The sequence below is a fragment of the Kitasatospora sp. NPDC004272 genome (assembly GCF_053603035.1).
On the sequence record NZ_JBSGET010000014.1, the window covers coordinates 41,929 to 56,082 of the forward strand.

Consider the following 14,154-nt stretch of genomic DNA (forward strand, 5'->3'; position numbering starts at 1 on the left):
ACCCGGCCCAACGCCGAGATCAACTCGATCGGCGACAGCACCGGCACCTGCCCGCCGGTCAAGCGCTGACCCCCGCGGCGGCCCGGGTCCGCGGACCGGCTGCCGCGGGGGCGCGCGGCGGCTACTCGGCGGGCAGGTGGTCGACCGTCCCGACCTTGACGCCGGCCTGGCCGTGCCGGCGGGCGGGGGCCCGGCCGGGCGGCTGGGTGGGGCGCTCCCCGGGGTCGGGGACCTGCGCGGTGGGTCGGCTGACGGACTTCCCGGCCTCGATCCGCAGCTGCTCGTCGTCGTGCAGGACCGGCAGCACGCTGCCGCGCCGCAGCGTGTACGTGGTGGTGGCGTGGGTGATGTCGACCCGCAGCAGGTGCTCGCGCACGTTCATCGAGAAGCACAGCCGTTGCAGCCCGGCGGGCAGCCGGGGCCGGAAGGACAGCTGCTCGGTGTGGTCGCGCAGGCCGCCGAACCCGGCGACCAGGGCGATGCAGGCGCCCGCCAGCGAGGCCATGTGCAGGCCGTCGCGGGTGTTGCCGCCGAGGTCGTGCAGGTCCATCAGGGCCGCTTCGGCGGTGTAGTCGTAGGCCAGGTCGAGCTGGCCGACCTCGGCGGCGATCACCGCCTGGGTGCAGGCGGACAGCGAGGAGTCGCGGACCGTCAGGCGCTCGTAGTAGGCGAAGTTGCGGGCCTTCTGCTCGGGGGTGAACACGTCGCCGCGGACCTGCATGGCGAGCACCAGGTCGGCCTGCTTGACCACCTGCTTGCGGTACAGGTCGAAGTACGGGTAGTGCAGCAGCAGCGGGTACTTCTCCGGCGGGGTGGTCTCGAAGTCCCACATCTGGTGGTCGGTGAACCCGTCGGCCTGCGGGTGCACGCCGATCTGCTCGTCGTACGGGATGAACATCTTGTCGGCGGCGTCGCGCCAGGCCGCGGCCTCCTCGGTGTCCACCCCGAGCAGCCCCGACTCGTGCCGGTACTTGAGCGCGGTGTCCGCCGCGTTCCACAGGTTGGCCTGCGCCATCACGTTGGTGAACACGTTGTTGTCGGCGACCGCCGAGTACTCGTCGGGCCCGGTGACGCCCTCGATCCGGAAGTTGCCCTTGGCGTCGTGGTGGCCGAGCGAGCGCCACATCCGGGCGGTCTCCACCAGCAGTTCCAGGCCGTGGGTGCGCTCGAACTCGGTGTCCCCGGTGGCCCGGACGTAGCGGACGGCGGCGGCCGCGATGTCCGCGCCGATGTGGAACGCGGCGGTGCCGGCCGGCCAGTACCCGGAGCACTCCTCGCCGCGGATCGTCCGCCACGGGAACACCGCGCCCGCCAGGCCGAGTTGGGCCGCCCGCTCGCGGGCCATCGGCAGCGTGGTGTGCCGCCAGCGCAGCGCCTGCTTGACCGCGTCCGGCAGACAGTAGGTGAGCACCGGCAGCACGAAGGTCTCGGTGTCCCAGAACGAGTGCCCGTCGTAGCCGGGGCCGGTCAGGCCCTTCGCCGGGATCGCCCGCTCCTCGCTGCGGGCGCCCGCCTGCAGCACGTGGAACAGCGCGAACCGGACGGCCTGCTGGAGTTCGACGTCGCCCTCGATCTCGATGTCGTTGTCGCCCCAGAACCGGCCGAGGAACTCCTTCTGCTCGCCCACCAGCCCGTCCCAGCCGGTGTACCGGGCGGCGGTCAGCGCCGCCTCCACCTGGTCCCGGACCGCGGGCAGCGAGCGGGTCGCCGACCAGCCGTACGCGATGTACTTGACCAGCCGCAGTTTCTCCCCGGCGTTCAGCACCGTGGTGGCGGTGGTCCGGGCCTGGTCGTCGGAGGACTCGGCGGTGGTGTCGATCCGCTCCGGCCCGTCGATCACGTGGTCCATCGCGGCGGCCACCCGCAGCCCGGAGAAGCGGGTGCGGTGCACCAGCACGCCCTTGGTGCCGTCGGCGTGCTGGAGTTCGGCCGCCAGCGGGGCCTCCAGCACCGCCGCCGCCCGCGGGTCGCCGTCGCCCGCGCCGCCCGGCAGCTGCTCGTTGGCGACCAGCTCGGACTGCAGCACGATCCGCACCGGCCCGTCCACGGCCTCCACCGTGTAGTCCACCGCGCACACCGCCCGCTGGGTCAGCGACACCAGCCGGGACGAGGTCACCCGCACCGTCCGCCCGGCCGGCGAGGTCCACTCCGCCTCCCGGCGCAGGATGCCGTCCCGGAAGTCCAACGTCCGCCGGTGGCTGCGCAGTTCGCCGTAGCGCAGGTCGAACGGCTCGTCGTCGACCAGCAGCCGGATCAGCTTGCCGTTGGTGACGTTGATGACGCTCTGCCCGGACTCCGGGAAGCCGTAGCCGCTCTCCGCGTACGGCAGCGGGCGCAGCTCGAACACGCCGTTCAGGTAGGTGCCGGGCAGGCCGTGCGGCTCGCCCTCGTCCAGGTTGCCGCGCAGCCCGATGTGGCCGTTGGACAGCGCGAACACCGACTCGGCGCGGGCCTGCCCGGGCAGGTCCAGGCCGTGCTCGGTGATCCCCCAGGGGTCGACGGTGAACGCCTCGGACGGGCTCATCCGCGTTCCTCCAGCAGCTGGGAGAGGTCGTCCACCACCACCGACGCGCCGTGCTCGCGCAGCGCGTCGGCCTGCCCGGTGCGGTTCACGCCCACCACCGCGCCGAAACCGCCGGCCCGCCCGGCCGCGACGCCCGCCAGCGCGTCCTCGAACACCGCGGCGTGCTCCGGGGCCACCCCGAGCTCCTTCGCGGCCGCCAGGAAGGTGTCCGGCGCGGGCTTGCCCGCCAGGTGGTCGCGGGCCAGGGTCAGCCCGTCCACCACCACCTCGAACAGGTCGGCGATCCCGGCCGCCGCCAGCACGTCCCGGCAGTTCGCGCTGGACGAGACCACCGCGCGCGGCAGCCCCAGCTCGCGCAGCCGGTGCAGGTACGCCACCGAGCCCTCGTACGGCTGCACGCCCTGCTCGCGGATCAGCCGCAGCACGGTCTCGTTCTTCGCGCTCGACAGGCCGTTGACGGTACGGGTGCCCGGCGGGTCCTGCGGGGTGCCCTCGGGCAGCTCGACGCCGCGCGAGGCGAGGAACTGCCGGGTGCCGTCCAGCCGGGGCCGGCCGTCCACGTACCGGTCGTAGTCGGCGCCCGGGTCGAACGGGACGAACTGCCCTCCGGTGCGGGCCGCTTCGGCCCGCAGGAAGGTGTCGAACATGTCCTTCCAGGCCGCGGCGTGCACCTTCGCGGTCTGGGTCAGCACCCCGTCCAGGTCGAACAGGAAAGCCTTGATGCCGTCCGGAAGTCCCAACATGCAGCCAGTCTCACCCGTCCGCGCCGCTCCATGCCGGTCATCGTCCGAACCGGCGCGTCGCACGCCGCGCACGCCGTCAGTCCGCCTCCGCGTGCACCCCCGGGTGCGGGTGGCGGCCCGGCACGAACAGCGGCTGCGGGCGGCCGCTCTGGGCGTAGTCCTTCAACCGGACCACCAGTTCCGCCCAGCGGCCCGCCGCCACCGGCACCGACGGGCCCGCGTCCGCCGCCCAGCCCAGGTGGCGCAGCAGCAGCATCGACTGCCGCGCGCCGTCCGGGTGGTCGAAGAAGTCCCAGGTCACCGTCGTCCCCTGCCAGGCCGGCGGGAACACCCCGACGCTGCGCCAGGCCACCCGCTCCAGGTCCGCGCGCTCCCGGCGCAGCCGCAGCGGCTGCGGCGCGTCCTCCACCGTGAACAGCAGGTCCTCGCCCTCCCGGTCCAGCTCGGTGGTCCACCAGGACGCCAGCCCCTCGCGGGTGTCCAGCGCCGCCAGCAACCGCTCCCGGGGCGCCGCGACGTCGACCTGCAGGGCGATCTCGGCCATCGCACTCACCTCAACCACCACGATCCCGCCCGGCGGGGTGCCGGGCAACCGCGACCCGGCCCGACCGGTCGGGGGCCGGGGCCGGTCGGGGGCCGGGGCCGGTCGGGCCGGGGCCGGTCGCGGTCAGGTGGTGAGTTCCAGGGTCTGGTGGATCGTCGTCGGATCGTCCAGCAGCCGCAGCAGGGTGTGCGCGACCTCGTCCCGGGAGACCTCGCCGAAACGGTTGGGCGGCGGCGCGAGGTGCGCGTGCCGCTCGGTGGGGGTGTCGGTCAGGCTGCCCGGGCGCAGGACCGTCCAGTCCAGCGGGCGCTCCTTGACCGCCTCCTCGGCGGCCAGCTTCGCCCTCAGGTACACCTCGAACTCGGGCGAGACCTCCGGGTCCCCGATCTTGTCCAGCCCCATCGAGGACACCAGCAGGTACCGGCGCACCCCCGCCCGCTGCGCCGCGTCCGCCAGCAGCACCGCCCCGGCCCGGTCCACCGTCTCCTTCCGCGCCGTCCCGCTGCCCGGGCCGGCCCCGGCCGCGAACACCACCGCGTCCGCCCCCGCGAGGTGCTCCGCCAGCGCCTCCGCCGACACCGCCTCCAGGTCGCACACCACCGGCCGCGACCCCGCCTCCTGCAGGTCCCCCGCCTGCGCCGGGTTCCGGATCAGCCCGGCGACGGCGTCGCCCCGGGCGGAGAGCAGCTTCGAGAGCCGCAACGCGATCTTGCCGTGCCCACCTGCGATCACCACGTCCATGGAACGCGACGCTACCCGCGGGGCGCCGGGGGCGAAACCCGGACGAACCGAACAGGGGCGCGCAGTTCCCCGCGCCCCTGTCGGTGTGCCCCCGGAGGGTCAGATGTCCTCCTGCCACTCGGTGGAGAGGACGCCCATCTGGACCTGGTCGTGCCAGCTGCCGGCGCGGAAGACGGCTTCGCGGCGGCGGCCCTCCTCGGTGAAGCCGGCCCGGCGGTAGGCGGCGAGGGCGCGGGTGTTGTAGCTGTTGACGGTGAGTTCGATGCGGTGGAGGCCGAGTTCGGCGAAGCCGTAGCGGATGGTGGTGCGCAGGACGTCGGTGCCGAGGCCGCGGTCCTGGTGGGGCGGGCCGATGATGATGGCGAGGGTGGCGCAGCGGTCCTTGGGGGTGGCGCCGTAGAGGGTGACGTGGCCGGCCAGGTCGCCGGTGTCGAGGGTTTCGACGGAGAGGCCGAGGTCGGTGCCGCCGTTCTGGCTCCAGGCGCGGAACATGTCGGCGAGCCGGGCCTCGGGCTGGGGGTGCACCGGGCCGGTGACCTGCTGGATGGCGAGGCCGGGTTCGCGCCACCAGGAGGTGAGCCGGGGGAGGTCGGCCTCGCGGAGTTCCCTGAGCCGGACGAGTCTGCCGCTGAGCGGGTCGGTCATGCGGGGTGGTCCTGTTCCGTGAGGAGGTGGTTCAGGCGAGCTGGGCGGCCTGCAGGCCGGCGTACGGGCCGCCGGTGCGCAGGAGTTCGGCGTGCGAGCCGATCTCGGCGATCCGGCCGTCGTGCATGACGACGATCCGGTCGGCGCCGCGGATGGTGGACAGGCGGTGGGCGACGACGAAGACGGTGCGGCCGCGGACCAGGCGGGCCAGGGCCTGCTGGACGAGCGCCTCGGAGCGGGAGTCGAGGGCGGAGGTGGCCTCGTCGAGGATGAGCACCCGCGGGTCGCGGATCAGGGCGCGGGCGATGGCCAGGCGCTGCTTCTGGCCGCCGGACAGGCGGGCGCCGCGTTCGCCGACCACGGTGTCCAGGCCCTCGGGGAGGCGCTCGATGAACTCCATGGCGTTGGCGTCGCGCAGGGCGGCCAGGACGGTCTCCTCGGGGACGTCCTTCATGCCGTACGTGACGTTCTCCCGGATGCTGCCCTCGAACAGGATGGACTCCTGCGGGACGACGGAGAGGAACTTGCGGTAGGAGCGCAGGTCGAGCTCCTCCATGTCGCGGCCGTCGAGCAGGATCCGGCCCTCGGTGGGGCGCAGGAAGCCGATCACCAGGTTGAGGACGGTGGACTTGCCCGCGCCGGACGCGCCGACCAGGGCGATGGTCTCGCCGGGGCGGACCGAGAGGTCGAAGCCGGTGACGGACGGGGCGTCCGCGCCGTGGTAGCTGTGGCCGACGCCCTGGAAGTCGATCCGGCCGGTGACGCCCGTGACGTCCGCCTTGCCGGCGTTCTCCTCCAGGTCGGGGGCCTGCAGCACCTCGCCGGCCGAGCGGACCGAGGCCAGGCCCTTGCCGAGCTGCGGGGTGAGGGTGAGCAGGGTGGTGACGGAGCCGGTGAGCGAGGAGAAGTAGGCGCTGAGCATGACGACGGCGCCGGGGGTGACGTTCATCCAGCCGTAGTAGGCGACCAGTGCGGAGCCGGCCAGGCAGCCGACGCCGATCGCGTTGAGCAGGATCCAGGACATCGAGCCGAAGCGGCCGTTGAGCAGGTCCAGGCGCAGGCCCTCGTCGAGGACCCGGCCCAGGGTGCGGTCGACCCGGCGCAGCGCGGTGCGCTCCAGGCCGTGCGCCCGGGTGATCGGGATCAGCGTGGTCATCTCGCCGATGCGGGAGGAGAGTTGCTCGACCTCGCGGCGGAAGGACTCGTTCTGGGTGCGCAGCCGCTCGCGCAGCCGGACCACCAGCAGGGCGCTGGCGGGGACGAGGACCAGGAAGACCGGCAGGAAGGCGGGGGTCTGGATCGCGATCACGACCAGGCCGCCGAGCAGGGTGGCGATCGCGGCGAGGCCGTTGTCGGCGGTCTGCTGGGAGGCGGTCTCGATGCCCTCGACGTCCCGGATCACCTTGGCCTGCAGGACGCCGGCGCTGACCCGGGAGTGGTAGCCGATGGAGAGCTGCTGCATCCGGTGGCACAGGGCGGAGCGCAGCCGGGTGCCCATCCGGCGGATGGAGCCGTGCATCCAGTGCACGTACAGCATGTGCAGCGGCAGGTTGAGCAGCAGGATGGTCAGCAGGATCGCGGAGTTCCACCACAGCACGGACACGTCGCGGTGCTTGACCACGACGTCGACGATGTTGGCGGTGATCAGGGGCAGCAGCCAGACGGGGGCGTGCTTGGCGAAGAAGACGCCGACCGCGCCGAGGACCCGGGCGCGGTCGGGGCGGAAGAGGAACAACAGGGTGCGGACGGGGTGCTCGCCCCGGTAGCGGTGGCTGAGCGATCCGTCGGGCAGGGCCATGGGGGAACTCCAGTACGGGGTACGAACAGGCGGTGCCGTCCCATCCTTCCAGCGGGCGGCGGCGCTCGGGCTGTCCGCAACCGGACAGTGATGCTTCACGGACGGACGGGTTCGCGGAACCCCCGCGGACGCGTTTCCGGTCCGGATGAAACATCCTGGGCCCCCGCGCCGTCATAGGGCGGATCGCGCGAGGGGAGACGGGCAGTGGGCAGTGGTCGGCGGGCCGCCATGGAGGAGGAGTTCGTCGCGTTCGCGACGGCCCGGTCCGGGCAGCTCTACCGCTCGGCGTACTTCCTCACCGGCGGGGACAGCCACCTCTCGGAGGACCTCGTGCAGGACACCCTGGGCCAGATGTACGCCCACTGGCACCGGCTGCACCGGCCGAGCTGGGCCGGGCGGATCGAGAACCCGGCCGGGTACGCGCAGACCGTGCTGGTCCGGGCGTACCTGTCGCACCGGCGGCGGCGCAGCAGCAGCGAGCGGCCCAGCCTGGCGCTGCCCGAGGTCGCCGAGGACGGGCCGGACTCGGCGCTGCGCCTCGCCCTGGTCGAGGCGCTGTCCCAGCTGCCGCCGCGGGACCGGGCGGTGGTGGTGCTCCGGTACTGGGAGGACCGCAGCGTGGAGGAGACCGCGGCGATCGTGAAGGACAGTTCGGCGGCGGTGCGGACCAGGTGCTCGCGGGCGCTGGCCAAGCTGCGCGGACTGCTGGGCGGGGACCTGGCCGAGTTGGTGGCCCGGTGAGGGCGGGACGCGGCGGGCCCGGTGGCGGGCAGGGCGCGGGGCGCGACGGACGGAGTGGCGGAGTGGACGGCGCAGGGGACGGCGGGGAGAACGGCGCGGTGCGCGGCACCGGCGGTGGGGAAGGGGAGTTCGAGGTGCGGTTGGGGGCGGCCTTCGGGCTGACGGGCAGCGGCCCCGGGCCGGAGCTGACGGCCCGGCTGGTCGACGGCGGGCTGGCGGCCGGGCGGCGGCGCAGGCGGGTCCGGCAGCGGCGCACGGTGCTGCTGGCGGGGGCGCTGACCGCGGCGGTCGCGGTCGGGGCGGGGCTGCTGGCGGTGCCGCGCGACCTCCCGGGGGAACGGACCTCCGCGGTGGAGCTGGCGCACTCCGGCCGGAGCCCGGAGCCCGCGCCGCTGGCGGACGGGGTGACGCTGCTGCTGGTCGGCACCGACGACGCCCTGGACGCGCGGGGCCGGACGGTGGCGCCGGAACTGCTCCGCGGCGACCTGCACAGCGGCGCGACGGTCCCGGCGGACGCGGCGGACAGCACCGACACCGTGATGCTGGTGCACATCCCGGCGGGCGGCGGCGAGGTGCGGCAGCTCTCGCTGCCCCGGGACGTGCTGATCAAGGACACCGACGGCCGAAGCGTGGCGCTGAACCGGGTCTACCCGGACGCCGAGAAGGCCGCGCTGAAGAGCTCGGTCGGCGACGGCGTCCCGGGCGAGACGCTGCGCACCCGAGCCAGGGAGGCGGGGCGCCTGGAGCTGCTGAAGACGGTCGAGAAGCTGACCGACGTCCGGGTCGACCACTACGCGGAGGTGTCGATGGTCGGCTTCTACCGCGTCGCCCAGGCCCTCGGCGGGATCCCGGTCTGCCTGAACCACGCGGTGGACGACCCGTACAGCGGGGCCCGGTTCCCCGCCGGGCGGCAGGAGTTGGGGGCGGCCCAGGCGCTCGCCTTCGTCCGGCAGCGGCACGGCGTCGGCGACGGGTCCGACCTGGAGCGCACCCGGCGGGCCCAGGCGCTGCTGGCCGGGGTGGTGGAGAAGCTGCGCTCCGACGGGACGCTGGCGGACCCCTCGAAGCTGACCGCGCTGTACCGGGCGCTGGACGGCAGCCTGGTGGTGGACCAGGGCTGGAGCCCGGTGGACTTCGTCCGCCAGGTGCCGGCGCTGACCGCCGGACGGGGGACCCTGCGGACGCTGCCGGTGACCCTGGACGCCTCCCTGAACCACCTGCTGGCGGTGCCGGGCGCGGCCCGCGGCATCCTGCTCGACGGCCCCGGGGGCACGCCCGCCTCCCCGGCCCCGGCCTCGCCGTCGACGCCCGCACCGTCGTCCTCGTCCCCGTCCTCGCCGTCGTCCTCGCCGGAGCCGTCGGGCGGCGCCGCCGCCGTCCCGACCGGGTCGGTGGCCTTCCTGCCGAAGCCGGTGGCGCTGGGCGGGGTGCCCTGCGTGGACTGACTCTGCGTGGGCTGACCCGGCTTCGGCTGACCCGGCTTCGGCTTCCGGGCGGGTCAGCCGAGCGGGGTCCAGCCCCAGGGCCGGGGGCCGTGCTCGCCGAGCAGGCAGGCCAGGCGGTAGCGGGCCTGGGCGCGGTGCCGCGGGTCGGTGGTGGCCTGCTGCAACGCGTAGCAGGTGAGCCGGAGTTCGCGGATGTCGCGGAGCACCGGGTAGCCGGGGTGCTCGGTGACGTCGGAGCCGTAGGCGGCGCAGAAGGCGGCGTACGTCCCGGGCGGGACGGTGCCGAAGGTGTGGCGGCCGACGGCGGTGGTGGTCAGGTCCCACTCGACCGGACCGAGCGCGGTGCGTTCGAAGTCCAGCAGGTGGGCGGTGGTGGCGGTGACCGCGAGGTTGCCGCTCCAGGCGTCGCCGTGGACGACGGTGGACTCCCGGGCGGGGAGGGCGAGTTCGCGCCAGGCGGTGCGCAGTTCGGTGAGCCGGTCGTGCAGCCGGCGGTGGAGCGGGCGGTCCAGTCCGGCGGCGTCGATCCGCTCGGGGAGGCGGACGAACGGGTCGAGGGCGGGCAGCCGGGTCTCCGGCGGGGGCAGCCGGTGCAGGCGGCGCAGGGCGGCGGCCAGTTCGGCGGCGGTGCCGGGCCGGTGCGGGGGCAGTTCGTGCCAGAAGGTGGCCGGGCGGCCCCGGACGGCCAGCGGCGCGGGCTGGTGGCCGAGCGGCCGGACGGCCGGCACCCGGTGCCGGTGCAGCCAGCGGGCGACGGTCAACTCCTTCGCGGCCGACGCGAGTTGGCCCGGTCGGCCGATCCGGGCGACCACCCCGCCGGGCAGCCGCCACAGGGTGTTCTCACCGGCCCGGATCAGCTCCGCACCGGCGCCGGAGCGCCCGGCGGCGGCGCAGGCTTCGGCGAGCAGGGCGGCGGGGGTGGGGTGCTCCACGTCCACGTCCGGTCTCGTTCCGCTCGGCGTCCGGGGGCCTGGTCCAGTGTGCGCCGCGGCGGCCGCCGGCGGGAAGGGCGTGCGGGGGCGCGGGACGCGCCCTACCATGGCGGTCATGCCACCGGGAGAGCGCCGCGTCAGTGCCGAGATCGGCATTCCGTTCCTGAAGATCGGCACGGACGACGTCGGTTCGCTGTTCCGCCGTCGGGCCCGCAAGCCGCTGGGGCCGTTCCTGGTCGTCTCGGTGAGCAGCGGGCTGGCCCTGGACACCGCGCTGCGCAGCACCCACGACAGCCATCCGCACCTGTGGCCGGTGCACGGGCGGCCGCACCAGTTGTGGCTGTTGCGGCCGACCGACCGAGCCGGGGAGCACCACCTGGTATCGGTGGCCAACAACCTGCTGCTGGACGGCGGCGGCGTGCCGGACGCGGAGCCGGTGCGGATGCGCGACCGGCACGGCGCGGACGCCGCCTGGCAGCGCTGGCGGGTGGTGCCGGTCAACGGCGGCCGGGCGCACCGGATCGAGAACGTCGGCACCGGCCTGGCGCTGGACTGCCCGCACGCCGCCGAGGCGCGCACCCCGGCGACGCTCCGGCCGACGCACGGCGGGGAGAACCAGACCTGGCTGCTGGCGGCGCCGTTCACCGCCCTGGCGGAGGACTGACCGGCCGGTCCCTCCCGCGGGCGGCGGCCGGCGACCCCTCCCGAAAATGGTCCAGACCCTCGTTATTGGTCCAGACCTATTGACGCCCCTTGCCCCCGCTCCTACGATCCGGCTGGGCACAACCCCCCACATGTCCCCACCTCACCCACAGCCGGGCACCGCGCCCCCACAGCGTTGGTCATGCCCATGACCAGGTGTTTCGGCGGGAAGGGATCACGATGTTCCGTCGAAGGTCGTACTCGCCCGTGGAGCGCGCCGAGCACGCGCCCCGGGTCAGCCACGCCCGGACCCGCCAGAGCGCCGGACGCCGGACGCTGGCCGGCGTCAGCGCCGCCGCCGTGATCGGCGCCGGCCTCGCCGTGGCCGGCACGGTCACCGCGTCCGCCGACGTCGCCAACCTGATCGCCAACCCCGGCTTCGAGAGCGGCCTGGCCAACTGGACCTGCACCAGCGGCTCCGGCGCCGCGGTCGTCACCACCCCGGTGCACGGCGGCACCTCCGCGCTCAAGGCCACCCCGGGCGGCCAGGACACCGCGCAGTGCTCGCAGACCATCAGCGTGCAGCCGAACTCGCAGTACACCCTGAGCGGCTTCGTCCAGGGCAACTACGTCTACCTCGGCGCCACCGGCACCGGCGTGAACGCCTCCACCTGGGCCCCGGGCAACGCCTCCTACGGCCAGCTCAGCACCACCTTCTCCACCGGTGCGTCCACCACCTCGGTGACCGTCTTCGTGCACGGCTGGTACGGCCAGCCCGCGTTCTACGCCGACGACCTGGTGCTCAGCGGCCCCGGCGGCAGCGGCAGCCCGTCCCCGTCGACCAGCCCGTCGAACTCCACCTCGCCGAGCCCCTCGCAGTCGGCCAGCACCTCGCCGAGCCCCTCCAACTCCACCTCGCCGAGCCCTTCGAACTCCACCAGCACCTCGCCGAGCCCGTCCAGCAGCGCCACCTCCGGTGACGCCACCTGCGCGACCAAGCCCCGGCCGACCGGCAAGGTGCTGCAGGGCTACTGGGAGAACTGGGACGGCGCCTCCAACGGCGTGCACCCGGGCCTCGGTTGGACTCCGATCACCGACAGCCGGATCGGCCAGCACGGCTACAACGTGGTCACCACCGCGTTCCCGGTGATCCTCTCCGACGGCACCGTGCTCTGGCAGGACGGCATGGACACCGGCGTCAAGGTGCCCACCCCCGCCGAGATGTGCCAGGCCAAGGCCAACGGCGCGACCATCCTGATGTCGATCGGCGGCGCCGCCGCGGGCATCGACCTCAGCTCCAGCGCGGTCGCCGACAAGTTCGTCTCGACCATCGTGCCGATCCTGAAGAAGTACAACTACGACGGCATCGACATCGACATCGAGACCGGCCTGTCCGGCAGCGGCAGCATCGGCACCCTGTCCGCCTCGCAGTCCAACCTGATCCGGATCATCGACGGCGTGCTCGGCCAGATGCCGGCCGGCTTCGGCCTGACCATGGCCCCGGAGACCGCGTACGTCACCGGCGGCAGCGTCACCTACGGCTCCATCTGGGGCTCGTACCTGCCGATCATCAAGAAGTACGTCGACAACGGCCGGCTGTGGTGGCTGAACATGCAGTACTACAACGGCTCCATGTACGGCTGCTCCGGCGACTCCTACTCGGCCGGCACCGTCCAGGGCTTCACCGCCCAGACCACCTGCCTCAACAACGGCCTGACCATCCAGGGCACCACCATCAAGGTCCCCTACGACAAGCAGGTCCCCGGCCTCCCGGCCCAGCCGGGCGCGGGCGGCGGCTACATGGCCCCCAGCCTGGTCTCGCAGGCGTACGGCTCCTTCAACGGCCAGCTGAAGGGCCTGATGACCTGGTCCCTCAACTGGGACGGCTCGAAGGGCTGGACCTTCGGCGACAACGTCAAGGCCCTGCAGGGCCGCTGACGCCCGGTAGCCGGTAGGACGTACGACAAGGGCAGGGCCCCGGGAGCGTCGGTCGCTCCCGGGGCCCTGCCTCTCGTCGCCCCCCTGCCGGGCGGGTGGTCAGGCCCGGGCCCGGTGGGCGGCGATGAGCTGGGCGTAGCGCTCGCCGCTGGACTTGAGGGTGCGGACCTGGGTGTCGTAGTCGACGTGGACGAGGCCGAAGCGCTTGTCGTAGCCGTACGCCCACTCGAAGTTGTCGAGCAGGGACCAGGCGAAGTAGCCGGCCAGCGGGGCGCCCTTGGCGACGGCGCGGGCGCAGGCGGCGAGGTGGGACTCCAGGTAGGCGGTGCGCTCGGGGTCGTCGACCCGGCCGTCGGAGGTGACGGTGTCCTGGTAGGCGGAGCCGTTCTCGGTCACGTAGATCTCGCGGACGCCGTACTCCTCGGTGAGGCGCAGCAGGAGCTCCTCGATGCCGGGGGCGTGCACCTCCCAGTCCATGGCGGTGCGCTCGGGGTTGGGGCCGGGGACCTGGCGGAAGTTCGGGACGGCGCCGGTCGGGTCGTCCTCGACGATCTGGCGGAAGTAGTAGTTGAGGCCGATCCAGTCGAGCGGGGCCGAGATGATCTCCAGGTCGCCGTCCTGGACCGGGAGTTCGACGCCGTACAGGTCGACCATGTCCTGCGGGTAGCCGCGGCCGAGGACCGGGTCGAGCCACCAGCGGTTGATGTGGCCGTCGGCGCGCAGGGCGGCGGCGACGTCCGCGTCGGACTGCGAGGCCGGCTCGATGGTGGAGAGGTTGTTGACGATGCCGATCCGGGCGCCGGGGACGGCGGCGCGCAGCGCCTGCACGGCGAGGCCGTGGCCGAGGTGCAGGTGGTAGGAGGTGCGGACGGCGGCGGTCAGGTCGGTGACGCCGGGGGCCATCTTGCCTTCGAGGTGGCCGATCCAGGAGGAGCAGAGCGGCTCGTTGAGGGTGCACCAGTCGCGGACCCGGTCGCCGAGGCGCTCGGCGACCACGGCCGCGTACTCGGCGAAGCGCTCGGCGGTGGAGCGCTCGGGCCAGCCGCCGCGGTCCTGCTGGGCCTGCGGGAGGTCCCAGTGGTAGAGGGTGGGGAACGGGGTGAGGCCGCGCTCCAGCATGCCGTCGACCAGGCGGTCGTAGAAGTCGAGGCCGGCCGCGTTGACCTTGCCGTCGGCCAGCGGCACCACGCGGGGCCAGGCGATGGAGAACCGGTAGGCGTCCAGGCCGAGGTTCTTGGCGAGGTCGAGGTCCTGCGGCCAGCGGTGGTAGTGGTCGCAGGCGACGTCGCCGTTGTCGTTGTTGTCGATCTTGCCGGGGATGTGCGAGAAGGTGTCCCAGATCGACGGCGCCCGGCCGTCGGTGCTGGCGGCGCCCTCGATCTGGTACGCGGCGGTGGCTGCTCCCCAGCGGAAGTTGGCCGGCAGCGCGTCGAGGTGGTTCACGGGTGGTCCTTTCGAGGG

The 14,154-nt window shown here is 73.8% G+C and carries 11 protein-coding genes and 2 pseudogenes; 5 read left to right on the plus strand and 8 right to left on the minus strand.

The features are described from left to right. Window positions 1–121: 121 nt before the first annotated feature. The 6 genes from ACWEO5_RS07075 to ACWEO5_RS07100 form a co-directional block, all read right to left on the minus strand. Window positions 122–2,524, minus strand: a complete 2,403-nt coding sequence (locus ACWEO5_RS07075; RefSeq protein WP_452160903.1) for a glycoside hydrolase family 65 protein — start codon at window positions 2,522–2,524, stop codon at window positions 122–124. Then, the gene (locus ACWEO5_RS07080; protein ID WP_452160905.1) at window positions 2,521–3,267 is read right to left on the minus strand and encodes an HAD family hydrolase; all 747 of its coding nucleotides are present in this window, start codon (window positions 3,265–3,267) and stop codon (window positions 2,521–2,523) included. Before ACWEO5_RS07080 ends, ACWEO5_RS07075 begins: the two co-directional genes overlap by 4 nt. 76 nt (window positions 3,268–3,343) lie before the next feature. After that, window positions 3,344–3,811 (minus strand): SRPBCC family protein, encoded by a 468-nt coding sequence (locus tag ACWEO5_RS07085; RefSeq protein WP_344556198.1) that lies wholly within the window; start codon window positions 3,809–3,811, stop codon window positions 3,344–3,346. Window positions 3,812–3,934: 123 nt separating this feature from the next. Continuing rightward, window positions 3,935–4,552 carry an SDR family oxidoreductase gene (locus tag ACWEO5_RS07090; protein WP_452160907.1) on the minus strand — a complete coding sequence of 206 codons (618 nt, stop codon included), beginning with the start codon at window positions 4,550–4,552 and terminating at the stop codon, window positions 3,935–3,937. Window positions 4,553–4,651: 99 nt separating this feature from the next. Beyond that, a complete protein-coding gene (locus ACWEO5_RS07095) occupies window positions 4,652–5,197 on the minus strand; it encodes a GNAT family N-acetyltransferase (RefSeq protein WP_344556194.1) in 546 nt (181 codons plus the stop codon). Between the two features lie 31 nt (window positions 5,198–5,228). Further along, window positions 5,229–6,995, minus strand: coding sequence for an ABC transporter ATP-binding protein (locus ACWEO5_RS07100; protein ID WP_452160910.1), 1,767 nt, complete (start codon window positions 6,993–6,995; stop codon window positions 5,229–5,231). 228 nt (window positions 6,996–7,223) lie between these two features. Between ACWEO5_RS07100 and ACWEO5_RS07105 the strand changes: the two genes are divergently transcribed. Together ACWEO5_RS07105 and ACWEO5_RS07110 are read left to right on the plus strand one after the other, a co-directional pair. Further along, window positions 7,224–7,736 (plus strand): SigE family RNA polymerase sigma factor, encoded by a 513-nt coding sequence (locus ACWEO5_RS07105; RefSeq protein ID WP_452160954.1) that lies wholly within the window; start codon window positions 7,224–7,226, stop codon window positions 7,734–7,736. 62 nt (window positions 7,737–7,798) lie between these two features. Next, on the plus strand, window positions 7,799–9,181 hold the full coding sequence (locus tag ACWEO5_RS07110; protein WP_452160912.1) for an LCP family protein: 1,383 nt from the start codon (window positions 7,799–7,801) through the stop codon (window positions 9,179–9,181). 53 nt (window positions 9,182–9,234) lie between these two features. Here ACWEO5_RS07110 and ACWEO5_RS07115 read toward each other — a convergent pair whose 3' ends face one another. Then, window positions 9,235–10,119: an aminoglycoside phosphotransferase family protein gene (locus ACWEO5_RS07115; RefSeq protein WP_452160914.1), complete on the minus strand. Its 885-nt coding sequence runs from the start codon at window positions 10,117–10,119 to the stop codon at window positions 9,235–9,237. A 109-nt stretch (window positions 10,120–10,228) separates the two neighbouring features. On the opposite strand from ACWEO5_RS07115, the gene ACWEO5_RS07120 reads away from it, so the two are divergent. The 3 genes and pseudogenes from ACWEO5_RS07120 to ACWEO5_RS07130 all read left to right on the plus strand — a co-directional run. Next, window positions 10,229–10,777, plus strand: a complete 549-nt coding sequence (locus ACWEO5_RS07120) for an RICIN domain-containing protein (RefSeq protein WP_452160916.1) — start codon at window positions 10,229–10,231, stop codon at window positions 10,775–10,777. A 218-nt stretch (window positions 10,778–10,995) separates the two neighbouring features. Further along, window positions 10,996–11,460, plus strand: a pseudogene (locus ACWEO5_RS07125) (carbohydrate binding domain-containing protein); the annotation flags it as partial. A 273-nt stretch (window positions 11,461–11,733) separates the two neighbouring features. Next, window positions 11,734–12,693, plus strand: a pseudogene (locus ACWEO5_RS07130) (chitinase); the annotation flags it as partial. Window positions 12,694–12,792: 99 nt separating this feature from the next. On the opposite strand, the gene ACWEO5_RS07135 reads toward ACWEO5_RS07130, so the two are convergent. Further along, window positions 12,793–14,136, minus strand: a complete 1,344-nt coding sequence (locus tag ACWEO5_RS07135; RefSeq protein WP_452160918.1) for a GH1 family beta-glucosidase — start codon at window positions 14,134–14,136, stop codon at window positions 12,793–12,795. Between the last annotated feature and the right edge of the window lie 18 nt (window positions 14,137–14,154).

Bases quoted from the DNA above. Each gene is read 5' to 3' on its own strand.
- ACWEO5_RS07075 (WP_452160903.1), bottom strand. From the start codon at position 2,524: ATGAGCCCGTCCGAGGCGTTCACCGTCGACCCCTGGGGGATCACCGAG.
- ACWEO5_RS07080 (WP_452160905.1), bottom strand. From the start codon at position 3,267: ATGTTGGGACTTCCGGACGGCATCAAGGCTTTCCTGTTCGACCTGGAC.
- ACWEO5_RS07085 (WP_344556198.1), bottom strand. From the start codon at position 3,811: ATGGCCGAGATCGCCCTGCAGGTCGACGTCGCGGCGCCCCGGGAGCGG.
- ACWEO5_RS07090 (WP_452160907.1), bottom strand. From the start codon at position 4,552: ATGGACGTGGTGATCGCAGGTGGGCACGGCAAGATCGCGTTGCGGCTC.
- ACWEO5_RS07095 (WP_344556194.1), bottom strand. From the start codon at position 5,197: ATGACCGACCCGCTCAGCGGCAGACTCGTCCGGCTCAGGGAACTCCGC.
- ACWEO5_RS07100 (WP_452160910.1), bottom strand. From the start codon at position 6,995: ATGGCCCTGCCCGACGGATCGCTCAGCCACCGCTACCGGGGCGAGCAC.
- ACWEO5_RS07105 (WP_452160954.1), top strand. From the start codon at position 7,224: ATGGAGGAGGAGTTCGTCGCGTTCGCGACGGCCCGGTCCGGGCAGCTC.
- ACWEO5_RS07120 (WP_452160916.1), top strand. From the start codon at position 10,229: ATGCCACCGGGAGAGCGCCGCGTCAGTGCCGAGATCGGCATTCCGTTC.